Genomic DNA, 24932 nt, shown 5'->3' on the forward strand with positions numbered 1-24932 from the left:
GCGTGATGGGGATGGGACACCGGGTGTTAGTGGTCGACGACGACCCGACGGTCAGTGACGTCGTGCGGCGTTACCTGGAGCAGGCCGGCTGCGAGGTCCAGCTGGCCGCCGACGGCGCCGACGGCCTCGCCGCGATCGCCGCCCAGCGCCCCGATCTCGTGGTCCTCGACCTCATGATGCCCGGCATCGACGGCCTCGAGGTCTGCCGCCGGATCCGGCGGCAGTTGCCCGACCTGCCGGTGGTCATGCTCACCGCGCTCGGTGAGGAGGCCGACCGGGTGCTCGGGCTCGAGGTCGGTGCCGACGACTACGTCACCAAGCCCTTCTCCCCCCGGGAACTGGTGCTGCGGATCCGCTCCGTGCTGCGCCGCACCGCCGCGCACCCCACTGCGCCCACCGTCTCGGCGAAGCTGATCGACGCGACGCTGACCGTGGACAGTGCCCGCCGCGTCGCCACCCTGGGTGGTGCACCGCTGTCGCTCACCGCCCGGGAGATCGATCTGCTGATCTTCTTCATGCGCCATCCGGGGCGGGCGTGGTCGCGCACCGACCTGCTGGACAAGGTCTGGGGGTGGCAGTTCGGTGACCAGTCGACGGTCACCGTCCACGTCCGCCGGCTGCGCGAGAAGATCGAGGACGATCCGGCCGATCCGCAGCGGATCCGCACGGTCTGGGGCGTCGGATACCGCTACGACCCGCTCGACGAGGAAGCGGCCCGGTGACCGACACGCTGCTCATCGGGCTCTACGCCCTCGCCGCCGGAGGCGTCGTCGGCCTGGCCGGTGCCGCGGCGCTACGGCTGTTGCGGGGCCGGTCGATTCTCGTGCACATCCTGGTGCTGCTCACCGTCACCGTCCTCGCCGTGGTCGCCGGAGTCGCCACCGTCGCGCAGGCGATGTTCCTGTCCGCGCACGACCTGTGGGTCGTGCTCGTCACGGTCAGCGCCTCGGCGGTGATCAGCCTCGCCGTCGGCGCCATCTTCGGCAGGCGACTCGCCGCCGCCGCGGTCTGGGCCCGGGCGGCCCGGGAACGCGAACGGCGGCTGGAGGCCGGCCGTCGCGAACTTGTGGCGTGGGTGTCGCACGACCTGCGGACCCCGTTGGCCGGGCTGCGGGCCATGGCCGAGGCCCTCGAGGACGGCATCATCCACGACCCGGCCGTCGTCGACGACTACCACCGGCGTATCCGGGTGGAGACCGACCGGATGGCCCAGCTCGTCGACGACCTGTTCGAGCTGTCCCGGATCAACGCCGGTGCGCTGCGGCTCATGCCCACCACCGTGCCGTTGGGCGACGTGGTGTCCGACGCGATCGCCGGCGTCGCGCCGCTGGCCGCCCGCCGCCGGATCCACCTGGTGGCCGCCGACAGCGGCTGGCCGGACGTCCGGGCCGGGGAGCGCGAACTCGCCCGGATCGTCAGCAACCTGCTGATCAACTCCGTTCGTTACACACCGGAGGACGGCAGCGTGCACATCGCCGCCGGCCACGAGACCGACAACGTGTGGCTGGCCGTCTCCGACACCTGCGGCGGCATCCCCAGTGAGGACCTGGACCGGGTCTTCGACGTCGCGTTCCGAGGTGAACGGGCCCGCACCCCCGCGGCGGCGGACTCAGGTGGTGGCGGCGGACTCGGCCTGGCCATCGTGCGCGGTCTCGTCGAGGCGCACGGCGGCCGGGTGAACGTCGCCAACACCGACCGAGGCTGCCGGTTCGAGGTACGCCTGCCCGCCACCTGACGGTCTGCCCTGGCGCCACGTCCCGGCGAGCAGGGCGTAGGTGTAGCCGTCCACCCAGCCCAGCTCGGCGTGCCAGGAGTCGCCGACTCCGTGCTGCTCACGACGCATGCCGATCTTTTCGAGAAGCCGCACGGAGGCCAGGTTGTCCGCGAAGCAGCCGGCGGTGATCCGGCGTACGCCCAGCCGGTCGAACGCGTACGCCACCATCGCGGTGACCGCCTCGGTCGCGTAGCCCTGCCCACCGTATGCCGGGTCGAAGATGTAGCCGAGCTGGGCCTCGGTCCGCGCCGGCATGCCGGGTTGCCCCATGCCGTCGACCACGTCGAGCGAGACGGACCCGATCACCATGCCGCCCAGGGTCACCGCGACACTGTGGTCGTCGGGGTCCTGCGCCGCGCGCCGCCAGGCCGCCCGGAAGGACACCGGGTCGACCTCGGTGCGCAGCAGCCAGCGGGTGACCTCCGGCAGGTTGCGGTATTCCAGCATGCGGTCGATGTCCTCGTCTCGCACGGGACGAAGCTCGAGGCGTTCGGTGCGAAGGTGCGCGCTGCCCACGAGGTGGCAGAGTAGCCACCGGCACCATCGCGACGCCGCCGAATAAACGCCGGCTCGTCGGCGTCGCGCCGGTCGAAGCCCGCCTCCACCGCCACCGGTCACGGCCGCTGACGCAGCGCGCGCAGCACGCCGTGTCGGCGCAGGGCCCAGGCGAGGCGCCGGACGCTCGAATGCCGCACGAACAGCACCGCCGCCCGGCGGATCAGGCCGAGCCGCTTGTCGCTGAACTGGTTGTCGATCGCCTGCCAGATCAGCTCGCGTACCTTGGCGCTGTCCAGCACCGCCCGCACCTCGCGCCGCACCACGGGATCCTCGGCCGCCGAAGCGATGGCCGCCGCCTGATCCGGTCGCTCGACGCTCGGCCGCACCGCCGCGACGAGCGGCCGGCGCACGTCGTCCTGCTCCAGCAGCAGCAACACGGCCTCGCGGATCTCGACCGTGTCGAGACCGGATCGCAGCAGCCTCAGCAGGCTGCGTTCCACCTCGCGGTCGTGATCGGGGACGGACAGCGTGGCCAGCAGCACCGACACCTCGTCGAGATCGATGAGGTGTCGCAACCCGCCCCGGAACTCCGGCATGCCCCACGCAACCTGGAGGCCCTTGGCAAGATTGCGGTTCATGCGCCCTGCGCTACCCGGGCGTGGCGGTCAGCGAAACCTGCGGTCCGTCCGGTCCGGTGAGGCCGAACCGGTGCACCGGTGCTGTCGAGCTGATGGCGCAGCCGGTTCCCGCTGGTACGCGGCCACGGCGTCCAGCCTGGTCCGGCAGACGGTTCATTCGGTACCGTCGGCGGGCAGGCGGTCCGGTAGCCCGAGCCGCGGGAACTGGTCGTCGTGGAAGGTGACGATCTCGGCGATCGCCCCGCCGGTGACCCGCAGCACGTCGATGGTCAGCGGCAGGTACGCGCCCTCCCGCTTGCGCAGGTGGTAGAAGGCGACGGCGGGCTGCCGGTTCACCCGGGTCTCGACGGCGCGCAGGCCCGTCATGCCCACGAAGCCGCTGCTGATCCAGTCCTCGACCACCACGTCGCGGCCGACGTGCAGGCCCGGGGTGGGTGGCATCGAGCAGCGCACGTCCTCGCGCAGCAGCGCGGCGAGACCGTCGATGTCGGTGGCCACGCTGGCCTCGGTGTAGCGGCGCACCAGCTCCCGCGTCCCGGCGTCCTCCCCACCGCCGGTCCAGTCCTGCCGCTCGGCGGGCAGATGCTCCCGCATGCCCGCGCGGGCCCGCTGCAGCGCGCTGTTCACCGAGTGGACCGAGTCGCCGAGCAGCTCCGCGACGTCCTTCGCCGGCCAGCCGAGCACGTCCCGCAGGATCAGCACGGCCCGTGGGCGTGGCGCCAGGTGCTGGACCGCGACCAGGTACGCCAACTCGATCGTCTCCCGGGCGACGGCGACGACCTCCGGCTCGTCCTCGACGCCGGCGGCCAGCTCGTCGAGCAGCCGGTCCGGGTAGGGCTGCAACCACCGCACCTCGCCGCCGGACGCCGGCTCCGGGCGGCACCTGGCGAGCAGATCCAGGCAGGCGTTGGTGGCGATCCGGTACAGCCAGGCCCGGAACGTGGACCGACCCGCGAAGGTCTCCCGCCGCCGCCAGGCGCGCAGGAACGTCTCCTGCACGGTGTCCTCGGCATCCTCGAACGACCCGAGCATCCGGTAACAGTGCACGTGCAGTTCCCGCCGGTGCCGCTGCGCCAGCCCCGAGAATGCCGGCTCGTCGATGTCCCCCAGGCCGCCCACACCGAGCTCCTTCGGCCGCGTGTCCGCGTTCATCACGTCATCCTCACGTCGTCGTGTCCCGTCGTAGGTATGACGGGTACGAGCGCGACAACTCATCACCGGGCTCGGTCCGCGTGTCGCGGGGTCCGCGGTCCCTGGGTGGCAAGGGCTTGACGCGCCAACTCCCATGAAGCATCGTCGATTGACACTCTCGAATGCCTTGACCACGGGGAGCACTGATGAAGGCCTTCATCACCACCACCCTCGTCGCCGCCCTGCTGCTGTCTCCCGGCAGCGCGCCCGCCGACCAGCCGGCAGCCGACCCGTCCTGCACCGGCCAGATCCACCCGAACCCGGGGTTCGAGCGTGGCACCGACGGTTGGGAGGCCGGCCCCCGCATCGTCGTGCTCGGCGACACGACCCGCCCCGCGCGCACCGGTCGCGCGTACGCCACCTTCGGCGGGTTGGACGTGACCCGCTCCGACCTGCTGCGTACCACCGTCACGGTGCCGGCCAACTGCGACCTGACGGTCCGCTTCTGGGTCCGGACCATCACCACCGAGACCAGCCGCGGCGACTACCTGAACGTCGGGCTGGCGGTCACCGGGATTCCCCCGAAGACCCGGTTCTCGCTGGCCTTCGACGGCGGACCGGAGTGGCGACAGTACTCCATGTCGACCGGGATCGCGGCGACCGAGCGCATCGCCACGGTCAGCTTCTTCGCCAGCGAGACGGCCGGCAACGGCGCCACGGCCTTCGACGTCGACAACGTCACCTTCCGGTTGAGCTGACCGGGGCGTACGCCGGCTGGGCCTCGACCGGCGCGGGTCAGGCCGTCGAGGTCCAGCCGGCACCACCGAGGTCCAGGCGGTAGGTACGCACAGTGTCGCCGTCCGGTGTGGGTCGCGCCTGGCCCGCATCCCACCCCAGACGCTCGTAGAACCCGGTCGCCCCCAGAGGTCCGGTAGAGGTCTGCGCCTCGACCCACCTGGCACCGGTGCTGGCGACCAGCTCGACGAACCGCTCGGCCAGCAGCATTCCGACGCCGCTCTTGCGCCAGTCCGGTCGCACCGCCAGCGCGGTCATGACCGCCACCTGTGGTGCCGACACCGACTCGGCTCGCTCCCGGGAGCGCACGGCCGCCCGACGACGTGACACCCGACGGGCCCACGGCCGGAACCGGGTCCGCACGACACGCAGGGCGACCCGGGGCCGGAGAACCAGCGCGGCCAGGCCGGCGAGGGCGAGGGACGCCATGGCACGCCGGTCCCTCGCCAACTCGGCGGTGTACCCGGCATGATCGGCGGTGCCCAGCACGAACCCGACAATCTCGTCCTGCGGGGCAGCGGCGTCGATGACGACCACGCCCACCCCGTACCGCGATGTCAGGATCGTGCGGTGCCAGCGACGCACGAAGCGGGCACCGAGCGACGGAAACAGCCCGATCGGAAGCAACGCGACATGGGCGCGGGACGTCGCCGGAAGATCCTCGCGTTCCGCCGGCCGCAGCACGAGCCGGTCCGCGGCGTGCTCAGGGGTCGACGGCGCGACGATACTCCACCGGAGATCGTCGACAATGCCTCGCGGGATGCGCATGACCTCAGCCTCCCTTCGGCACCGTCTACCCGCTCAGGGCGACCGGCCACAGGGGGACCGGGGACAGCCGGTCCCCGTTGGCTGAACCCAGATCAACAGTGTCCGTGACAGACGGCCGGGTATCCGCAACCGGAGGCGCCCGGCGACGGGACGACCGGGCGCCGCAGACCGCGCCAGGCCGGCTCAGGTGCGCACCGACGACGTCCGGCACCTATTCGGTGATCACTGGCCAGGCATAGGCCAGCAGGGCGAACGCCGCTCCGAGCAGGGCGAGCGAGACACCCCGGGTGGAGATGGGCAGCGCGGCCAGCACGAGCAGGATGACCGCGACGACATAGAGGAATGCCTGTACCGACATGGTGTGTTCCTTCGGGGGTGGGACGATGGGCGGATCGCTCTCTACCCCCGGCGTCCGGGCCGCCAAACCCTTGCCTGCCCTGGCATCGTGCGTCGAGCGGTTGACCCCGGCTCGTGCCACGGTGGGAGGCGAGTCTCCCGCCTGAGCCGGATGTGTCCCACCGGGGTCCCGGCGAGCATGTCGGTATGTCGCGTACTCATCGGACACTGAAGATCGTGGCCACCAGCGTCGCGCTGGTGGCCACCATCGCCGTCGTACCCGCATCCGCCACCGCGCGGCCGGATTCCGCGGCGCGGCCGGCCACCGGCGGGCCGGATCGCGCCGCGTTGCGCGCCGCCCTCGCCGCGGTACCCGAAGCCGGCGCCCCGGGCGTGCTGGTCGCCGTGCGCGAGGGCCGGCGCGACTGGCGTGACGCCGCCGGCCAGGCCTACCTGACCAGACCTCAACCCATGCGGCCGCAGATGCGGCACCGGATCGGCAGCATCACCAAGACGTTCGTCGCCACCACCGTGCTCCAACTCGTCGACGAGGGCCGGTTGAGCCTGGACGACCCGATCGGGCGGTGGCTGCCCGACATCGTGCCGGACGAGCTCGGCACCGAGGTCACCGTCCGGATGCTGCTCAACCACACAAGCGGCATCGGCAACTACACCAACGCCATGATCAACTCGTACGCGGCGATCGACCAGATGCGGGTCACCACGTACGCTCCGGCCGACCTGGTGGCCATCGGCCTGGCCCTGCCACCGACAAACGCTCCCGGTGCCCGGTTCAGCTACTCGAACACCAACTACCTCCTGGCCGGACTGCTGATCGAGACGATCACCGGCAACGACGCGGCGGCCGAGGTCCAGCGGCGCATTCTGCGACCACTGAAACTCACCGACACGTTCTTCCCGGGCACCGACGCGCGGATCCGTGGCCCACACAGTGGCGCCTACTTCGCCCCGTTCGGAGTGCGTGATCTCAGCGAGTTCAACATGAGCTGGGCGTGGACGGCCGGCGAGATGATCGCCACCACGGCGGATCTGAACACCTTCTTCCGGGCACTGCTCGGCGGCGACCTGCTCAGCCCGGCCACTCTCGACGAGATGCTCACCGCCGTACCGATGCTGCCCGAACAGCCCGCCGCCGGCAGCTACGGTCTCGGCATCTACTCGCTGCCGACCCCGTGCGGCGAGTTCTGGGGCCACGACGGCGCGGTCATCGGCCACCTGACGATCTCACTGCACAGCCGCGACGGCGCCCGTCAGCTGTCGTCCGGCATCAACATCAGCCACTACCAGGTCGGCCTGCCCGATCCGCACCCGATCGACATCGCCTGGAACACGTTGCTGGGCACCGCGATCTGCCCGGCCGACGAGGCGGGCAGCCGTTCGGCAGTGACCATTGCGCCGTTGCCGAGCGTGACCCGGTTGCCGGGCAACAACGACGCGCCGGTGGCGGTGCCCTGACCCGAGTCCGCTCCTCGGTGATCCCCTGACGGCAGATCGGTCCGTCAGGGGATCACGCCGTTGCACCGCCGGCACAGCCCGGTCCGGACGGTGGCGGCCGGAGCCGGGAGAACCGCGACGGTCACATCCGGGGTTCTGTCGGTGTCCTGGGGGTGCAACCGTCCGCGAAGGGAGTCAGACATGGCAGCAGGAACCAGGGTGGTAGTGATCGGCGGCGGATTCGCCGGCGTGATGGCCGCCAATCGGCTGACGCAACGCGACGACGTCGCCGTCACCATGGTGAATCCACGGCCGGACTTCGTCATCCGGCTCCGGCTGCACCACGTGGTCGCCGGCGTCCACGACGCGGTCGCGCCGTACCGACAGGTGCTGGCCGAGGGCGTTCGGCTCGTCCAGGACACCGTCACGGCAGTCGACGCAGCTCAGCGCAGGGTGACGCTGCTGGGCGGCGGCACCCTCGGCTACGACTACCTCGTCTACGCGGCAGGCAGTGCGAGTGCCGAACCACGTGTTCCCGGCGCGGCCGAGTTCGCCCACCCGATGGCCACACTCGAGGCGGCGCGGCGGCTGCGTGCGATCCTCGACGACCGGCCTCCGGCGACCCCGGTGACTGTCGTCGGAGCCGGGCCCACCGGCATCGAAACCGCGGCCGAACTGGCCGAGCGGGGCCAGCGGGTCAGTCTGGTCTGCGGGGACGCGCTCGGCGCGTACCTGCACCCGACGGCACGGCGTGCCGCCGCCAGGTCGCTCACCAGGATCGGCGTGGACGTCCTGGCCGGTCCCGGCACCGAGGTCACCGAGGTCACGCGGGACGCGGTGCGGCTCGAAGACGGTCGTACGCTGCCGAGTGCGATCACCGTCTGGACCGCGGGCTTCGGGGTGCCGGATCTGGCCACGCGCAGCGGGTTGCGGACCGACGCCATCGGACGCCTGATCACCGACGAGACGCTGACCAGCGTCGACGACGAGCGCATCGTCGCGGCCGGGGACTCGGCCGCGCCGTCCGGCGTGCCGTACCGGATGAGCGCGTACACGGCGAGTTGCCTCGGCGCGCACGCCGCCGACACGGTACTGCGGCGCATCGCGGGCACCACCTGTGAACCGGCGAGTGTCTTCTTCGGCGCCATGTGCGTCGGCCTGGGCTCGCATGCCGGCATCTACCAGCTCGCCGGCCGCGACGACATCGCGAACAGGATGTTCGTCGGCGGCCGCCTCGGCGCGAGACTCAAGGCCCTCACCTACCGGTTCGCCGTCGGGCACCTCACCCGGGAGGCCCGCAGGCCCGGATCGCACCGGTGGCTCGGCAACAACAGCCGTCGGCGACTGCTTCAGGCCCAGCCGGGCCCGGGATTGGCCGCCGCCGAGCGCCCGGCGTAGCCCGGCTGCCCGATGGCGGCTACCGAGCGCGGCCGGGCAGGGCGATCTCGAAGTGCACGGTCCGGTACGTGTCGTCGTCGCCCGCACGCGGGTCGTGGACCGGCGTGGCCAGGCTCCGCCAGAACGGCTCGGCGCCGTCGACGCGCGGGTCCGTGTGCAGATAGAGCGCACGGTAGCGGGGCTGCCGGGCGACGAAGTCGACGGCGAGGCCGACGAGTGCCCGGGCGAGACCGCAGCGTCGGTGTTCCGGTCGGACGTAGACCCGGAACAGCTGCGCGGTGGTGTCGTCCGGGTAGCGCTGGGCGAGGAAGCCCGGGTGCGGTGGGCTCTTGGGCCCGCCGGCGCGTACCGCGGTGGTGCCGACGACCTCGTCGCCCTTGGTGGCGACGAACAGGGCGTGCCGCTCCGGCGCGAGGTAGGTGCCGTCCAGGTCGATGACATCCCGGTGCCAGTCGGGCCGGTAGCCGTAGCCGAAGTCGCGGTAGAAGGTGTCGAGCATGACGCCGCGGGCGCCGTCGAGGTGCCGGCGGTCGGCCGGCTGGACCTCGTACGGGCCGACGTTGTGCGGGTACTGCATGGTTCCTCCGGTCATGGGTTGGACGGTGCCGTGGCGGTCGCCGGGTCGATGTGCAGCAGCGCGCGGGTCAGCGGGTGGTGTGCGTGGTGGAGCAGGGCGTCGGCCGGGCCGCTGTCGACGACGACTCCGTCGTCGAGAACGACGATGTGGTCGGCGAGGTGAGCCACGACGTCGCGATCGTGGCTGATCACGACGACGGTCAGCTCGAGGTCGCGTCGCAGCTCGTCGAGGAGGGTGAGGATGCCGTGCCGGGTGATGCGGTCGAGCCCGGCGGTCGTCTCGTCGCAGATCAGCACGCGGGGTCCGCTGGCCAGCGCGCGGGCGAGCGCCGCGCGGTGCAGTTCGCCGCCGGAGAGCCGGTCGGGACGCCGAGTCGCGGTGTGTTGGGCCAGACCTACCCGGTCGAGCAGGTGCCGGGCGGTGTGGTGGGCCTGTTCCGGCGTGGCGTCGCGCAGGCGTCGCGCGGGCCTGCCGATCTGGTCCACCACCGGCCGGTAGGGGTCGAAGCTGGCCCGGGCGTCCTGGAAGACGTACTGGATGGCGCCGAGCTCGTGTGGCGGGCGTCGGTCGAGGTGCGCGGCGAGGCGCTGCCCGGCGAGGGACACCTGCCCGGTGTGGACCGGGTGCAGGCCGGCGATGCACCTGGCGAGGGTGGTCTTGCCACTACCGGACCGGCCGACCACGGCCAGGCAGCGTCCGGCCGCCACGGCCAGGTTGACGTCGCGGAGCACGTCGCGCTGCCGACCGCCGTCGCGGTGGGCGGCGCTCAGATTGGTGACGCTTAGCAGCGACCGGTCCGGTCGGACCGTCGCCGGTGGCCGGGCCGGTGGTGTGGCGAGCAACTGCTGGGTGTGCCGGTGGCGCGGTACGGCGAGCACCTCGGTGGCCGGGCCGGATTCGACGGCGGCGCCTCGGTGCAGCACGAGGATCTGGTTGGCCACGGCCCTGACGAGGTGCAGGTCGTGGCTGAGCAGGATGACGGCGATGCCGGCTCGGGCGAGTTTCGTCAGCTCTGCGGCGACGGCGTCGCGGGTGAGCGCGTCCTGTCCGGTGGTGGGTTCGTCGGCGATGAGCAGGACGGCGTGGGCCAGCAGGGCGTGGGCGATGACGAGGCGTTGCTGCTGTCCGCCGGAGAGCTGGTGGGGAAACCGGCGCAGGAACCGGCGGTCGGTCGGCAGGCTGACGCGTGCGAGGGTGGCCGCCACCGTACGTCCGCGGGCGCCGCGGCTGGCGCCGGGTGCCTGGTGCCGGGCGATCTCGTGGAGCACGGCACCGATGCGGCGTACGGGGTGCAGGGCGGCACCGGGTTGCTGAGGTACGTAGCCGACGGTGCCGGGTTCCGGCGGGCTGGCAGTCGTGACCGGCCGACCGGCCAGGGTGATGGAGCCGGTGTGGGTGACGCCGGGGGTCACCTCGCCGAGCAGGGCGCGGGCGGTGGTGGTCTTGCCGCTGCCGGATGCGCCGATGACGGCGAGGATCTCGCCGGCTCGCAGGCTGAAGGAGACGCCGTCGACAAGCGTCCGGTCGGCGGTCGTGGCCGCCAGCTCCCGCACCTGGAGGAGGGCGTCGGGCGCGTGCGCGCGGTCGCCGGTCGTGGCCGGTGCGGGTGGCGGTGCCGGGCTGGGGACGGCAGTGGTGTGCAGCATCCGATCGGTGACCAGGTTGAAGCCGACGGCCAGGCAGATGATGAGCGCGGCCGGCACGGCGACGGACCAGGGTTGCAGGAACAGGCCGGTGCGATTGCGGTCCACCATGACGGCCCAGTCCGCGGCGTCGGGTGCCACGCCGATGCCCAGGAAGCTGGCGGTGGCCACCAGGTAGATGGCGCCGATGAACCGGACTCCGGCGTCGGCCAGCAGGACCCGGCGGATGCCGGTGCCGACGTAGCCGGGACCACGTCGCCACCAGGTCTCGCGGTACAGGCGCATCGCCTCCATGGCCGGCCCGTGGGCCAGCGGCAGCGCGGCGGCCCGGGTGATCCGGGTGATCTCCGGCAGCCCGATCAGCGCGACGATCCCGACGAGGGTGAGCGGGCCGGGCGGCGCGGTGGCGGCCAGCAGGATCAGCAGCAGCAGCGACGGCACCGCCAGCGCCAGGTCCAGGGGGCGCATGAGCAGCTCGTCGACCCACCGGCGGCGGGTGGCGGCGGCCAGCAGACCGGCCGGCACGCCGAGGAGGTAGGCCAGCAACGTCGCGCTGACGGCGACCACGACGACGGACCGGCCGCCGAGCAGGACCTGCCGCGCCACGTCACGGCCGATGAAGTCGGTGCCCAGCAGGCCGTCGTCGGCGAACGGGAACGTGCGCTCACCCGGCTCGCCGGCCAACCACGGGCCGGTCACGGCCAGCGCGAGCGGCACCGCCAGCAGCACCGCTCCGGTCAGGGTGCGCAGCCGCCTCACCGCACGACCCCGGTGCGGGGTGCGAGACGGAACGCCACCAGGTCGGCGACCAGGTTCACCACCACGGTGGTGACGGCCACGAGGACGCACAGCGCCTGCACGGTGGGGATGTCGCGGGTGGACACCGCGTCGACGAGGGCGGTGCCGAGTCCGGGGATGACGAACACCGCCTCGACGACGATGACGCCGCCGAGCAGCCAGTCGGTGGTCCGGGCGAGCTGCTGCACCACCGGCGCCAGCGCGCCGGGGAGCGCGTGGCGAAGCCAGAGCCGGCTGCCGGTGATGCCGAGCCGTCGGGCGTGGCGCACGTGCTCGCCGCGCAGGGCGTCGAGCATGCCGGCGCGGGTGAGGCGGCTGATGGTGCAGATCGGCCTAGCGAGCAGCACCAGCAGCGGCAACACGAGCACGGCCGGTCGGGCGAGCAGGTCGGCACCGAACGCGGTGGGTGGCAGCCAGCCGAGTTGGACGCCGAAGACGGCGATGAGCAGGATCGCCAGGGCGAACTCGGGTACCGCGTACAGCGCGACCGACACCGCGGACACCACCCGGTCCAGTCGCCCGCCTTCCCGGCGGGCGGCCAGCATGCCCAGTGCGACGGCGAGCGGTACCAGCACGAGCAGAGTGACCGCCGCCAGCAGCAGGGTGGCGGCCGCACTGTCGGCGAGCCGTTCGACGATCGGCCGCTGCGAGATCAGCGAGACGCCGAGGTCGCCCCGGAGCAGGTCGGTCAGCCAGTCGAGGTAGCGCTGCCAGGCCGGCTGGTCGAGGTCCAGTTGCGCCCGAATCGCGGCGATGCGGGCCGGGTCGGGATGGTCGCCGGCGATCACCACGGCGGCGTCACCGGGCAGCGCCTCGGTGAGCACGAACACGATCGTGGTGATCCCGGCGACCTGCCCCAGGCCGAGCAGCAGCCGCCCGGCGGCGTAGCGGGGCAGACTCACCCCAGCCAGACCTTGTCGAAGCGGGCCCAGTCGAGGGTGTTGGCCGGGGCGTCGGCGGAGACCCCACCGACGCGGGGCGCGGTGGCGACGAGGAAGTCCGCGAAGCCCCAGATCAGGAATCCGCCCTCGGCGTGCAGGGTGCGCTGCATGTCCCCGTACGCCTGCCGGCGGGTCGCCTCGTCGGCGCTGGAGACGGCCTTGGTGTAGAGGGCGTCGAACTCGGGTCGGGCCCACCGGGTGGCGTTGGTGGTGGAGTTGGTGAGCAACCGCTGGGAGATGTGCGTTTCGATGGGCATGGCACCGGAGCGGTACGAGGCCAGCACACCGGAGTTGAGGATGTCCTTCCAGTAGGTGTCCTTGTTGCCCAGTGCGGGTTCGATGACGAGCCCGACCTGCTTGGCCTGCTCGGCGAAGACGCTGGCGGCCTCGACGAAACCACTGGCCACCGACGCGGTGTCGAGCGGGATCCGCAGGCCCCTGGCGCCGGCCTTGTCGACGAGGAACCGGGCCCGGTCGAGATCGGGGGTGCGCTGGGGGATGTCGTCGGCGTAGTACTGGTAGCCCTTGCCGTAAAGGTCGTTGCCGACCTGCCCGGAACCGGCGAGGACGGTGTCGACCAGCTGTTGGCGGTCGGTGAGCAGGAACATGGCCTCGCGCAGGTCGCGGTTGTCGAACGGCGGCCGGTCGACCTTCATGGCGAGCGACTGCATGGTGCTGTTCGGCATCCGGGTGACGGCCATCCGGCCACCGTCGGCGTGGGTACGGGCGGTGGTGGGGGTGATGTCGTGCGCGTAGTCCACCTGCCCGGCGAGCAGGGCGTTGACCCGGGCCGATTCCTCGTTGCTGATCAGGTACTCCAGCTCGTCGAGGTGCGCGGCGCCTTCCCAGTAGCCGTCGTACCGCTTGAGCAGCAGCGACCGGCCGGGCTGCCAGGAGTCGAAGGTGAACGGTCCGGAGCCGACGGGCCGCTCGAAGCTGTCGGCGTCCTGCGGGACGATGTACGCGCCGAACGCGGCCAACGCGTTGGGGAACTCGGCGAAGGGCCGCTTGAGGACCAGTTCCAAGGTGCGGTCGTCGACGGCGCGGCTGTTGGGCAGGTCGAGCAGGTCGAGGCTGGCCTTGGCACGGAACGCCCGCTTCGGGTCGGTGATCCTGGCATAGCTGTAGAGCACGTCGGCGGCGCGGACCGGCGTGCCGTCGTGGAACGTGGCCTGCCGCAGGGTGATCCGCCAGCGGGTGAGGTCGCTGCTGGGCTCCCAGCGTTCGGCGAGGCGAGGTTGGATGGAGACGTCCGGGCCGTAGTCGGCGAGCTTGTCGAACATCGCCTTGGCGCGCGACGCCTCGTTGAACAGGTTCGCCAGGTGCGGGTCCAGCGTCTCGTTGACACCGCCGCCGGCGAACGCCGCCCGCAACCTACCGCCACGCCGGGGCTGTCCGGCCGAGGTGCCGGCCGGGTCCCCGCTCGGGCCACAGCCGGTCAGCAGGGCGGCGGAGACGGCGGCGGCGCCGCCGAGCAGCCGCGGCGCGCACGCGCGGCACGGCGACTGACTGATGGAACATAATGGATTTCCTTTCGATGCACAGGTGAGCGTTACGCCGCGTCGTCGCGGCGGCGGGCGACCAGGTGCAGCCGGTCGCCGGACAGGACGTCCGACAGCGCCGCTGCCGGATGCCAGGGCGGGTCGGTCCGGGGGCCGGGCGTGTCGAACAGGGCCACGACGTCGAACCCGGCGGTGGCGAGCAGGTGCCGTAGCTCGGCGGGGAACAGCAGCCGCCAGGCCGAGGTCTGCACCAGCGGTCGCGGGCAGGCCGGCCAGGTCCAGACGCGTTCGCGGCGCAGCAACTGCTCCCGGTGGTCGATCCACAACCGGGTCGCCGAGGTGTACGTGACGGCGCGCCAGGTCACGGTGCGGGTGCGGATGCCGTCGAGCAGTTCGGTGTTGCCGAGGAAGAACGCACCGTTGCGCATCTCCGCCAGCAGCAACCCACCGGGGCGCAGGTGCCGGTGGCAGCGCCCCAGGAACGCGGTCAGGTCGGCGTTGCGGTGGCAGTACAGCAACGCACTGTCCAGGCAGGTGATGACGTCGAAGCGGTCGGCCAGGTCGAAGGTGCGCAGGTCGGCGTGGACGAACCGGACGGCGGGATGGCGGCGCCGCGCGTGGGTCAGCATCGGCAGCGACGTGTCCAACCCGGTGGCGGTGTAGCCGAGGGTCGCCAGGTGCCCGGCGTCGCGGCCGGTGCCGCATCCGACGTCGAGCAACCGGGGCGTGGCGACGACGCGGTCGGCGAAGCGGCGGACGAGGTCGTCGACGAAGCGGGCGGCGAGGTGCTCCGGGTCGGGGAACTGCTGCTCGTACAGCTCCGGGTTGTCGGTGAGGAAGTTCTGGCCGTTCACGACACAGCCACCGGCGCCGTAGCCGCTGCGGGCGTGAGCAGGCCGCCACGGCGCAGCAGCCACACCGCGCCGGCCGACGCCAGCCCGACGCCGGCGGTGAGCAGCCACGCCGTGGTGGGCACGCCGGTGGAGCTGCCCACCGCCGCGCCGACGGCGGCGGTGCAGCCGGCGGCGAGAACTCCGGACACCAGGTAGAACAGGCCGAAGTAGGTGCCGGTCAGTCGCTGTCCGGCGAAGGCGGGGATCAGCTCCAGGACGAACGGCTGGGTGATCATCACCCCGACGGTGAGCAGGACGGCAGCGGCCAGCACAGGCAGCAGTCGCAACACCGGTGGTGCCGAGTCCACCCGCAGCAGCGGCAGCAGGAAACCGGCTCCCATGACGGCCATGCCGGCGGTGATGCTCGCGCCACGGCTGACGCGGCGATGCAGCCAGCCGGTCAGGGGCAGTTGCAGGGTGAGGGTCACGACGGTGGAGACGACGAACAGCACGGCCACCGCCACGGGCTGCCCGGTGACGTGTTCCGCCTGCATCGGCAGGATCAGGTACAGCTGGGTCTGCAAGGTGAACATGCCGGCCAGCGCCGTGCTGAACGCCAGGAACCGGCGGTCGGTGACGGCGGTGCGCCAGTCGTGCCAGACGGTGGCCTCGCTGGCGGTCACCGGTTGGGCGGGCAGCCACACCGCCTGCGCCACGGTGAGCGCGGCGAACACCGCCGCGGCGCTCAGCGCGGCAGCCCGGAAGTCGACGAGCAGCAGTGCGGCCCCGAGCAGTGGTCCGAGCAGCGCGCCGGCGCTGGCGAACACGTTGAACAACGCGAACGCCTCGGCGCGCCGGTCGGCGGCGGCCTGCGCCACGTAGCTGCGAACGGCCGGGTTGAACAACGCCCCGGCCAACCCGGACAGGATCGACGCGGCCAGCAGCGACGGCAGCGAGGTGCTGAGGGCGAACAGTCCGAAGCCGACGGCCCGCAGGGCGCAGCCGGCGATGATGACGCCACGGGCACCGAGCCGGTCGGCGGCCGAGCCGCCCAGCAGGAACAGCCCCTGCTGGCTGAGGTTCCGCACGCCGAGCACGATGCCGATCACGGCGGCGGACAGACCGACGTCGTCGGCCAGATGACCGGCGAGGTAGGGCAGCAGGAGGTAGAAGCCGACGTTGACGCCGAACTGGTTGACCACCAGCAGCCGGATCGGCAGCGGAAAGCTGCGCAGGGTGGTCCACGTGCTCATCGGGCCGCCCGCACGCCGAGGCCGGGTTCGTCGGTCAGCCGCAGGACACCGTCGTGGCCGTCGATACCGGTCCACGGGTCGTCGGTGAGCAGCAGGTGTCCGTCCAGGTCGATCCAGCGGGCTTCGCCGGTGAGGTGCACCGCCGGCGCGATGCCCAGCGAGCTGGCCACCAGGCACCCCAGCATGAGATCCATGCCGTACCCGCGGGCCGTGGCGGCGATCCGCGTTGCGGCGTGGATACCGCCGCACTTCGCGATCTTGACGTTGACGCCGCCGACCGCGCCCGCGAGGGCGTCGAGATGCGCCACGGTGGCGGCGTCCTCGTCGGCGATGACCGGCACCTCGGTGCGGGCGCTGATCCAGGCGAGCAGCCGCGGTGTGCCGGGCGCGATGGGTTGTTCGACGGCGTCGATGCGGTGCGGCCGGAGCGTGTCGAGCAGCCGCACGGTCTGCTCCGGTGTCCAGGCGCCGTTGGGATCGAGCACCAGCCGGGCCTGCGGCATGGCGGCCCGTACGGCGGCGATCCGGTCCGGGTCAGCGGCGTCACCGCACTTGACCTTGACGAGCTGGAAGCCGCGCCGAGCCAGCGCCGCAGCGGTGGCCGCAGCGTCCTCTGGCCCGACCAGGCCGATGGTGTGGGCCGTGGGCACCGGGGAGAAATCCGGCCGGCCGAGCCACTGGTACACCGGCATCCCGGCGCGACGACCCAGCAGGTCGTGGACGGCCGCGTCCAGGGCCGCCAGCACCCCGGCGGGCAGTTCGGCGGCGAGCGCGGGCAGCTCCGCGAGCAGCGTCTCGGGTTCGCCGTAGCCGGACACCCGCTGGCCGAGACCGGCCAGCAGATCGAGGATCGCGGCCCGGTCGAGGCCGTAGTAGGCGCTGGTGACGACCTCGCCGTGGCCGGTGACGCCGTCGTGGGACAGGTCGACCTGGACGGCGTCACGGCCCGACATCGTCGAGCGGGAGATCCGCAACGGCTCACGGAGCCGCAGCGGGTAACTGCGCCAGTCGAGTCTCATGCCGGCACCGCCAGCCGGCGCAACGGGTCGAGGACGGTCCGGCAGCGACTCCACCGGGTGACCTCGACGGCGTTCGGGTGGGGGATCTCGATCGGGTGACCCGGAGCGGGACCGAACAGCCCGTGCGCGGCGCAGTACGCGTCGTCGAAGATCGAGTCGAGGTAGCGGTGCGGGCCGTCCGGGAAGACCGTGACCACCCGGGCGCCGGGCTGCATGCGGCTGATCCACGCGGCGACCCGGGCGACGGCGCCGGTGCTCCAACCGCCGGTGACGAAGGCTGACCGGGCCAGCCGGCGGCAGGTGTCCACCGCCTCCACCGGGCCGACCCAGTGCACCTCGTCGAAGGCGGTGTAGTCGACGTTGCGGGGAAAGATGCTGCTGCCAAGCCCGCGCATGAGCCGTGGTCGCGCGGGCTGTCCGAAGATCGTCGATCCGACGGTGTCGACGCCGACGAGCCGCAGCCGTGGCCAGTGCCGCCGCAGCGCCCGGGCCAGGCCGGCGCTGTGCCCGCCGGTGCCGACGCTGCACACCAGCACGTCGACGGCCTCGACCTGCCCGCTCAGTTCGGCGGCGAGGGCGTGGTATCCGGCGACGTTGTCCGGGTTGTGGTACTGATCGGGCCAGTAGGCGTCCGGGGTGCGCGCCAGGATCTCGTGCAGTCGATCCAGGCGGGCCTGTTGCCACCCGCCGACCGGGTGCGGCCGGTCGACCTGCTCGACCACCGCCCCGTACGCGGTCAGCAGCGCCCGCATCGGTCGCTCGATCTCGCGGTCCACCACCAGGACGACCGGGTGGCCCAGTGCCTGGCCGGCGAACGCCAGCCCGACGCCGAGGGTGCCGCTCGTGGACTCCACCACGGTGGCTCCCGGCCGCAGGTCGCCGCGCTGCCGGGCGGCCTGGAGCATGGCCACGGCGGCGCGGGCCTTCATCCCGCCGGGACTCAGATACTCCACCTTGGCGTGGAAGCCGCCGTGCGGGTGCGGCAGCGGGGTGTCGACGAACGCCACCGGGGAGCGGCCCAGCAGACCCAACAGATGCGGTGCGCACGTCGTCGGCGCGGGGTCGGTCAGCATGACGGCCTGCCGGCGGCGCGGTAGCGGTACAGCGTCGTCGGTCCACCGTCGAGCCAGAAGAACGGGTACGGTTCGGCGGACACGGCGCTGAGGCCGGCGCCGAGGAAACAGGGCAGGACGGCGCTGCCGGTCTGTGCGAAGGCCACCATCGGTTTGCCGGTGGCGCGCGCGTGCCGCAGCAGCGGCTCGAAGGTGCCGTTGCCCAGCGTCATGCCGGACACCAGCAGCGCGTCGCAGCGGTCCAGCAGGGCGGCGGCGTCCGGCAGGCACGGCTCGTCCCATTCGGTGCTGCCGCCCGCCAGATCGCAGGGCAGGTAGCTGAGGCCGCGCTGGCGCAGCTGCCCGAGCAGGGAGTTGACCACACCGACGACCAGGACGTGCTGTCCCGGGGTCACCGCCAGCAGGTCCACGACCGCGGCGGCCCTGGCGGTCGACTTGGCCAGCGAGGTGCCGGCGGGGATGGTGACCGCGTCGTCGGCGGTGCGCGCGTGCGGACGGGCGGCGGCGAGGTAGGCGTCCAGGGCCGCGACGCGGACCGCCGGCACCGGGTGGTTGAGCAGCTCCGCGACGCTGCGGCCCACGCAGTCGTACGCGACGTCGTCGCTCAGCTCGTCCGGCTCCGTCGCGCAGGATCCGACGGTGGCGCCCACCCGCAGACTCAGCACCTGGTTGCGGTAGCTGCGGTCGCGCCCGGCGTGCCGGGCACCCTGCCGGGTGGTGAACGCGACGCTCACCTGCTCGGTGGTCGGGTCGGGACCGAGACGGCCCGCGCCGACGGCTTCGATCAGGTCCGTCACCGACGTGAACGACGCACCGGTCCCCACCGGTTCCGGTGTCGTCACGCCAGCGCTCCGGCGAACTCGTCGGCGTAGCGCACCCGCAGGCCGGCGACCAGTTCCTCGGCCCGGGCGCGGGCGCCGAGGCCGGTGGTGTCCACGGTCATGACGTGGCCGAGGTAGGTGTTGTTGCTCACCGCGTCGCCAGCGCGGTGCCCGGCGGGCTTCACCGCCCAGTCGACGACGTCGGGCGCCGCGGCGAGGGTGGCGGCACCGTCGATCCCGGCGACGGTGCCGGCGCGGGGCGGCAGCAGGAATGAGATGGCCGCGCTACGTACGCCCGTGTCGGCCACCGTGACGTCCGGCTGTTCACCGAGGGCGAGCTGGGTGTACACCATGGGCAGGTCCACCCCGGTCCCCCGCCGCACCAATTCGGTGATCTGGTTGCCCGCCGGCCGAGGGTTGATCTCCACCACCCGTGGCCCGGCCGCCGTGAGCCGCAGCTCGGTGTGCGCCACCCCCCGGTCGAACCCGACCGCGGCCAGGGCGGCGACCGCCATGTCGCACACCGCGGCGACCGTCGCGGCGTCCAGCGCGGCGGGGAACATGTGTCCCGTCTCGACGAACCACGGTTCGCCGGCCAGGCTCTTGTCCGTCACGCCGAGCACCGTCGTCACGCCGTCGACGGTGACGGTCTCGACGCTGACCTCCGGCCCGACCAGCACCTCCTCCAGCAGCACCTGCGGTGCGCGCCGTTGACCACGCGCGTTGACCGGGAACGCGTCGAGGGCGTCGAAGGCCTCGCGCAGCTCGGTCAGATCGGTCACCAGCCGGACGAGCATCCCGGCGCACAGGTCGACCGGCTTGACCACCAGCGGAAAGCCCAACGCACGCGCGGCGGCCTGCGCTCCCGGCCAGTCCTCGGCGACCGCGAACGCCGGACCGGGCAGGCCGGCCGCCCGCATCCGGTGCCGCGCCAGGTCCTTGCGGCAGGCGTGCTCGACGGCCTCCGGCCGGGCACCCGGCAGACCCAGGTGCGCGGCCAGCCGGGCAACCGTGCCGAGGTAGTAGTCGCAGGAGGTGACGACCCCGTCGAAGCGCAGCACCTCGTGCAGTCGCTGGACCTGGGGCAGCAGCCTGGCCGGGTCGTTGGTCTCGGCGGTGAGCACGTTGTCCGCGGTGAGCAGCGGGTGCGCCCCGTCGCCACTGTCCTGGCGCAGGTAGTGGTGCAGATTCCTGGTGAGGAAGGTGAACCGGTGTCCTGCTTCCCGGATCGCCCGGGGCAGCAGGGTGCTCATCGCACCGACCCAGCTCTCGACCACCAGCACATGTCCCACCGCGCGCTCCCGATGTTCAGGGGATCCCCAACCATCAGAAGATAACGGTTGTCATTTGCGATGGCTAGTCGGGCCCAGTCGCCCGCCAGCGCAGTCGTCGCCACCGGCGGCGCCGCCGAAGATCAACTCCTCGATCCGGCGCTTCTCGTCCCGGGTGGCCACGTGCGCGTGCAGCCGCTGGAACTCCGCGAGCGCCGCCGGGTACACCTCGGCATCGATGATCACCGCCTGCTCCGAGGCACAGATCATGCCGTTGTCGAACGACTTCGACAACACGATGTCGTGCACCGCCCGGCGCAGCCGCGCACCGCGATGGACGTACGCCGGCACGTTGCCGGCACCGACACCGAGGGCCGGCTTGCCGGACGAGTACGCCGCGCGCACCATGCCGTTGCCGCCGGTGGCCAGGATCGTGGACACGCCCGGGTGCTTCATGAGCGCGCCGGTGGCCTCGACGGAGGGCTGCTCGATCCACTGGATGCAGTGCTCGGGTGCGCCCGCCGCGACGGCGGCGTCCCGGACCACCCGGGCAGCCTCGGCACTGCATCGCTGGGCGGCCGGATGGAAGGCGAAGATCATCGGGTTGCGGGTCTTCAGGCCGAGCAGGGCCTTGAAGATGGTCGTCGACGTGGGATTGGTGACCGGGGTGACGGCGCAGACCACGCCGACCGGTTCGGCGATCTCGACGATGCCGTTGATCTCGTCCCGGGAGATGACCCCGACCGTCTTCAGACCCGCCATGTGATTGGTGACGTGCTCACACGCGAAAATGTTCTTGACGGCCTTGTCCTCGAAGACGCCGCGTCCGGTCTCGGCCACCGCCATCCGGGCCAGGTCGGCGTGCCGGCCAAGTGCCGCCACCGAGGCCTTCGCCACGATCCGGTCGACGCGCTCCTGGTCGAAGGCGGCGTAGTCGTCCAGGGCCCGCAGTCCGTTGTCGACCAGGGTGTCGATCGTCGTTCCCGGTGCGCTGGCGGTGCCGTTCTGCGGCGGCGTGGCCGGGGCGGGTAGGAGGCTCGTCGCGGGCACGGCGGTCATCCGGATACTCCGATCGTCAGTGCCGGTCACGTCGTCCGGTCACACTCTGATCGTCACCGATGCCTCGCGACCGCGCCGGTGCCCAGCGGCCCGGACCGACCGGGTCTTTCGCCCCTGACCGCCCGGTCGCCTCCGGGAGAGGCTCGAGGAGAGCTTCCAGGAGGAGACATGGTCCAGCAGCACAGCACGGCAGTCCGGCCCGAGCAGCACCCGAGGGCCGGGTCCGACCCGTGGCGCGGCTTCCACGGCGACGCCTGGCGCGACACCGTCGACGTGGCCGCGTTCGTCCGCGACAACGTCACCCCGTACCGTGGCGACGCCCAGTTCCTCACCGGGCCCACCCCGCGCACCACCGGGTTGTGGGACCGGCTACGCGACATGTTCACCGTGGAACGCGAGCGCGGCATCTACGACGTCGACCCGCACACCCCCGCCACGATCACCTCCCACGCGCCCGGCTGGATCGACCGGGACCGCGAGCTGATCGTCGGGTTGCAGACCGACGCGCCGCTGCGCCGGGCGATCATGCCGAACGGTGGGCTGCGGATGGTGGAGAACGGGCTCACCGCGTACGGCTTCGCCATGGACCCGCAGGTGCGCCGCATCTTCACCACGTACCGCAAGACCCACAACGCCGGGGTCTTCGACGCCTACCCCGCCGACGTGCTGGCGGCGCGGCGCTCGCACATCGTCACCGGACTGCCCGACGCGTACGGCCGCGGCCGGATCATCGGCGACTACCGGCGGGTCGCGCTCTACGGCGTCGACCGCCTCGTCGCCGAACGTGCGGCGATCAAGGCTTCCCTGGACGACCGTCCCGGCACCGAGGAGGTCATCCGGGACCGGGAGGAGCTGGCCGAGCAGATCCGCGCCCTCGGCGAACTCAAGGAGATGGCCGCCGGCTACGGCCACGACATCAGCGCGCCCGCCACCACCGGCCGCGAGGCGATCCAGTGGCTCTACTTCGCCTACCTGGCCGCCACCAAGGAACAGAACGGCGCCGCCATGTCGCTGGGCCGCACGTCGACGTTCGTCGACGTGTACCTGGACCGCGACATCGCCGAGGGCCGGCTCACCGAGTCCGCCGCCCAGGAACTGATCGACGACTTCGTGATCAAGCTGCGGATCATCCGGTTCCTGCGCACCCCCGAGTACGACGAGTTGTTCTCCGGCGACCCCACCTGGGTGACCGAGGCGATCGGCGGCGTCGACGCGGGCGGCCGGCCGCTGGTGACCCGAACCAGCTTCCGCTTCCTGCAGACACTGTACAACCTCGGTCCGGCGCCGGAGCCGAACCTGACCGTGCTCTGGTCGCCCGACCTGCCCACCGGTTTCAAGCGCTTCTGCGCGCAGGTGTCGCTGGACACCAGCGCCATCCAGTACGAGAACGACGACCTGATCCGGCCGGTGTACTCCGACGACACCGCGATCGCCTGCTGCGTGTCGGCGATGCGCGTCGGCAAGGACATGCAGTACTTCGGCGCCCGCGCCAACCTCGCCAAGGCCCTGCTCTACGCGATCAACGGCGGCCGGGACGAGATCACCGGTGAGCAGGTCGCGCCCGCGACGCCGCCGGTCACCGACGACGTGCTGGACTACGACACCGTGCTGGCCGCCTTCGACCGGACCCTCGACTGGCTGGCCCGCACCTACGTCCGCGCGCTCAACGTCATCCACTACATGCACGACAAGTACGCCTACGAGCGGCTGGAGATGGCGTTGCACGACCACCCGGTGCACCGCTTCCTCGCCACCGGGATCGCCGGGCTCTCGGTGGCCGTGGACAGCCTCTCGGCGATCCGGCACGCCCAGGTGAAGGTGCTGCGTGACGGCACCGGCCTGGTCACCGACTACACCGTCGACGGCGACTACCCCGCCTTCGGCAACAACGACGACCGGGCCGACGCCATCGCCGTGGACCTGGTGGAGCGCTTCATGGAGAAGGTACGGGCGCAGCCGACGTACCGGGGTGCCGAGCCGAGCCTGTCGGTGCTCACCATCACCTCGAACGTGGTCTACGGCAAGCACACCGGCAACACCCCGGACGGTCGTCGAGCCGGCGAGCCGTTCGCGCCGGGCGCGAACCCGATGAACGGCCGGGACACCCACGGCCTGGTCGCCGCGGCACTGTCGGTGGCGAAGCTGCCGTACGCCAGCGCCCGCGACGGCATCTCGCTCACCACCACGGTCACCCCGGACGGGCTCGGTCGTACCCGTGACGAGCAGATCGACAATCTCGTGGGAGTGCTCGACGGTTACACCGACGCGGGCGGTTTCCACCTCAACGTCAACGTGCTCGACCGGGCCACCCTCGAAGACGCCATGGCCCACCCCGAGCGGTACCCGCAACTGACCATCCGGGTCTCCGGGTACGCGGTGAACTTCGTCCGGTTGACCCGCGAGCAGCAGCGCGACGTCATCTCCCGTACCGTCCACGGCCGGCTGTGACCGCCATGGCCTGGCCGTCGCGCCCGTCCTACGTGCCCGCCGGTACGGTGCTCGGTTCCGTCCACTCCTTCGACACCTCCACCGGAGTGGACGGACCCGGCACCCGCTTCGTGGCGTTCCTCGCCGGCTGCCCGCTGCGCTGCCGCTTCTGCCACAGCCCCGACACCTGGTACCAGCGCAGCGGACGGGCCATGACCGTGGACGACCTGGTCACCGAGATCCGGCGGTACGAGCGATTCATCAAGGTGGCCGGTGGTGGCGTCACCCTCAGCGGCGGTGAGCCGCTGCAACAGCCCCGGTTCACCGCGGCCGTCCTGCGACGCTGCGCGGAACTGGGTCTGCACACCGCGCTGGACACCAGCGGTTTCCTCGGCGACCGCGCCACCCCGGAGCTGCTCGACGCGACCGACCTGGTGCTGCTGGACATCAAGAGCTGGGATCCGGCGACCTACCGCCGGGTCACCCGAACCGGTGCGGTCGCGCCGACCCTGCGCTTCGCCCACCGGGTCGCCGAGCGGGGCATTCCGATCTGGATCCGCTTCGTGCTCGTGCCCGGTCTCACCGACGACCCGGCGAACGTGGCCGGGGTCGCCGACTTCGTGGCCGCTCTACCCACGGTGCAGCGGGTGGAGGTGCTGCCGTTCCACCGACTCGGCGCGCACAAGTACCGTGAGCTGGGGCTGCCCTACCCGTGCGCCGACACCGAGCCGCCCACGCCCGACCTGCTCGACCGGGTCCGTGCCCAGTTCACGGATCGGGGCCTGGTGGCCCGCTGACCACCCGTCGGGATCGCACCCCACCTCCCCTACTCGCCCTGGTCCTCCCGTAACCGTGCCGGCTCGAGCCCGAGAGACCGCCGCCGCGCATTCCGGTACGCGGTGGCGGTCTTTAGCATTCGATA

Annotated in this window: 22 protein-coding genes and 1 pseudogene; 7 read left to right on the forward strand and 16 right to left on the reverse strand. The window is 72.1% G+C overall.

All coding sequences use genetic code 11. The features are described from left to right. The first annotated feature begins 11 nt into the window (after positions 1-11). Positions 12-722, forward strand: a complete 711-nt coding sequence (locus ENC19_RS22310; RefSeq protein WP_164449037.1) for a response regulator transcription factor — start codon at positions 12-14, stop codon at positions 720-722. After that, a complete protein-coding gene (locus ENC19_RS22315) occupies positions 719-1735 on the forward strand; it encodes a sensor histidine kinase (RefSeq protein WP_164449038.1) in 1017 nt (338 codons plus the stop codon). Before ENC19_RS22310 ends, ENC19_RS22315 begins: the two co-directional genes overlap by 4 nt. A gap of 12 nt (positions 1736-1747) precedes the next feature. Here the strand turns inward: ENC19_RS22315 and ENC19_RS30535 are convergent. From ENC19_RS30535 to ENC19_RS22330, 3 genes and pseudogenes are all read right to left on the reverse strand, one after another. Beyond that, positions 1748-2290: pseudogene (locus tag ENC19_RS30535) on the reverse strand (GNAT family N-acetyltransferase); the annotation flags it as partial. Between the two features lie 98 nt (positions 2291-2388). After that, positions 2389-2910 (reverse strand): hypothetical protein, encoded by a 522-nt coding sequence (locus tag ENC19_RS22325; RefSeq protein ID WP_164449040.1) that lies wholly within the window; start codon positions 2908-2910, stop codon positions 2389-2391. A gap of 153 nt (positions 2911-3063) precedes the next feature. Continuing rightward, positions 3064-4065 (reverse strand): RNA polymerase subunit sigma-70, encoded by a 1002-nt coding sequence (locus tag ENC19_RS22330; RefSeq protein ID WP_373688849.1) that lies wholly within the window; start codon positions 4063-4065, stop codon positions 3064-3066. Positions 4066-4247: 182 nt separating this feature from the next. Here ENC19_RS22330 and ENC19_RS22335 point away from each other — a divergent pair, with 182 nt between their 5' ends. Further along, positions 4248-4799 (forward strand): hypothetical protein, encoded by a 552-nt coding sequence (locus tag ENC19_RS22335; protein WP_164449042.1) that lies wholly within the window; start codon positions 4248-4250, stop codon positions 4797-4799. Positions 4800-4836: 37 nt separating this feature from the next. On the opposite strand, the gene ENC19_RS22340 is transcribed toward ENC19_RS22335, so the two are convergent. Both ENC19_RS22340 and ENC19_RS29410 read right to left on the reverse strand, forming a co-directional pair. Beyond that, entirely contained in the window at positions 4837-5604 is a 768-nt protein-coding gene (locus ENC19_RS22340; RefSeq protein WP_164449043.1) for a GNAT family N-acetyltransferase, read from the reverse strand. 211 nt (positions 5605-5815) lie between these two features. Further along, positions 5816-5962 carry a hypothetical protein gene (locus ENC19_RS29410; RefSeq protein ID WP_166458961.1) on the reverse strand — a complete coding sequence of 49 codons (147 nt, stop codon included), beginning with the start codon at positions 5960-5962 and terminating at the stop codon, positions 5816-5818. A 215-nt stretch (positions 5963-6177) separates the two neighbouring features. Here ENC19_RS29410 and ENC19_RS22345 point away from each other — a divergent pair, with 215 nt between their 5' ends. Both ENC19_RS22345 and ENC19_RS22350 read left to right on the forward strand, forming a co-directional pair. Further along, positions 6178-7416, forward strand: coding sequence for a serine hydrolase domain-containing protein (locus tag ENC19_RS22345; protein WP_328824337.1), 1239 nt, complete (start codon positions 6178-6180; stop codon positions 7414-7416). Positions 7417-7596: 180 nt separating this feature from the next. Continuing rightward, a complete protein-coding gene (locus tag ENC19_RS22350) occupies positions 7597-8793 on the forward strand; it encodes an NAD(P)/FAD-dependent oxidoreductase (RefSeq protein ID WP_164449045.1) in 1197 nt (398 codons plus the stop codon). Positions 8794-8812: 19 nt separating this feature from the next. Here the strand turns inward: ENC19_RS22350 and ENC19_RS22355 are convergent, their stop codons facing one another. The 11 genes from ENC19_RS22355 to ENC19_RS22410 all read right to left on the reverse strand — a co-directional run bounded on the left by ENC19_RS22355 (position 8813) and on the right by ENC19_RS22410 (position 21583). Beyond that, a complete protein-coding gene (locus tag ENC19_RS22355; protein WP_208020984.1) occupies positions 8813-9385 on the reverse strand; it encodes a GNAT family N-acetyltransferase in 573 nt (190 codons plus the stop codon). After that, positions 9382-11772: an ABC transporter ATP-binding protein/permease gene (locus ENC19_RS22360; protein ID WP_328824339.1), complete on the reverse strand. Its 2391-nt coding sequence runs from the start codon at positions 11770-11772 to the stop codon at positions 9382-9384. Before ENC19_RS22360 ends, ENC19_RS22355 begins: the two co-directional genes overlap by 4 nt. Further along, positions 11769-12713 (reverse strand): ABC transporter permease, encoded by a 945-nt coding sequence (locus ENC19_RS22370; RefSeq protein ID WP_216592284.1) that lies wholly within the window; start codon positions 12711-12713, stop codon positions 11769-11771. Before ENC19_RS22370 ends, ENC19_RS22360 begins: the two co-directional genes overlap by 4 nt. Continuing rightward, positions 12710-14125: an ABC transporter substrate-binding protein gene (locus tag ENC19_RS22375; protein ID WP_216592283.1), complete on the reverse strand. Its 1416-nt coding sequence runs from the start codon at positions 14123-14125 to the stop codon at positions 12710-12712. The genes ENC19_RS22370 and ENC19_RS22375 overlap by 4 nt, the downstream gene beginning before the upstream one ends. A gap of 179 nt (positions 14126-14304) precedes the next feature. Further along, positions 14305-15108, reverse strand: coding sequence for a class I SAM-dependent methyltransferase (locus tag ENC19_RS22380; protein ID WP_164449046.1), 804 nt, complete (start codon positions 15106-15108; stop codon positions 14305-14307). Then, a complete protein-coding gene (locus ENC19_RS22385; RefSeq protein WP_164449047.1) occupies positions 15105-16340 on the reverse strand; it encodes an MFS transporter in 1236 nt (411 codons plus the stop codon). The genes ENC19_RS22380 and ENC19_RS22385 overlap by 4 nt, the downstream gene beginning before the upstream one ends. Beyond that, positions 16337-17359: an enolase C-terminal domain-like protein gene (locus ENC19_RS22390; RefSeq protein WP_164449048.1), complete on the reverse strand. Its 1023-nt coding sequence runs from the start codon at positions 17357-17359 to the stop codon at positions 16337-16339. The genes ENC19_RS22385 and ENC19_RS22390 overlap by 4 nt, the downstream gene beginning before the upstream one ends. Then, positions 17356-18432: a PLP-dependent cysteine synthase family protein gene (locus ENC19_RS22395; protein WP_164449049.1), complete on the reverse strand. Its 1077-nt coding sequence runs from the start codon at positions 18430-18432 to the stop codon at positions 17356-17358. The genes ENC19_RS22390 and ENC19_RS22395 overlap by 4 nt, the downstream gene beginning before the upstream one ends. Then, entirely contained in the window at positions 18426-19274 is an 849-nt protein-coding gene (locus tag ENC19_RS22400; protein ID WP_164449050.1) for a Rossmann-like domain-containing protein, read from the reverse strand. The genes ENC19_RS22395 and ENC19_RS22400 overlap by 7 nt, the downstream gene beginning before the upstream one ends. Next, on the reverse strand, positions 19271-20545 hold the full coding sequence (locus ENC19_RS22405; RefSeq protein ID WP_164449051.1) for an ATP-grasp domain-containing protein: 1275 nt from the start codon (positions 20543-20545) through the stop codon (positions 19271-19273). The genes ENC19_RS22400 and ENC19_RS22405 overlap by 4 nt, the downstream gene beginning before the upstream one ends. A 51-nt stretch (positions 20546-20596) precedes the next feature. After that, positions 20597-21583, reverse strand: a complete 987-nt coding sequence (locus ENC19_RS22410; protein WP_164449052.1) for an aldehyde dehydrogenase family protein — start codon at positions 21581-21583, stop codon at positions 20597-20599. Between the two features lie 168 nt (positions 21584-21751). Here ENC19_RS22410 and pflB point away from each other — a divergent pair, with 168 nt between their 5' ends. Continuing rightward, positions 21752-24031, forward strand: a complete 2280-nt coding sequence (pflB, locus tag ENC19_RS22415; RefSeq protein ID WP_164449053.1) for a formate C-acetyltransferase — start codon at positions 21752-21754, stop codon at positions 24029-24031. A 5-nt stretch (positions 24032-24036) separates the two neighbouring features. After that, positions 24037-24807 carry a pyruvate formate-lyase-activating protein gene (gene pflA / locus ENC19_RS22420; protein WP_164449054.1) on the forward strand — a complete coding sequence of 257 codons (771 nt, stop codon included), beginning with the start codon at positions 24037-24039 and terminating at the stop codon, positions 24805-24807. Positions 24808-24932: the final 125 nt, after the last annotated feature.

It is taken from the genome of Verrucosispora sioxanthis, from assembly GCF_010560025.1.
Lineage (GTDB): Bacteria > Actinomycetota > Actinomycetes > Mycobacteriales > Micromonosporaceae > Micromonospora > Micromonospora palythoicola.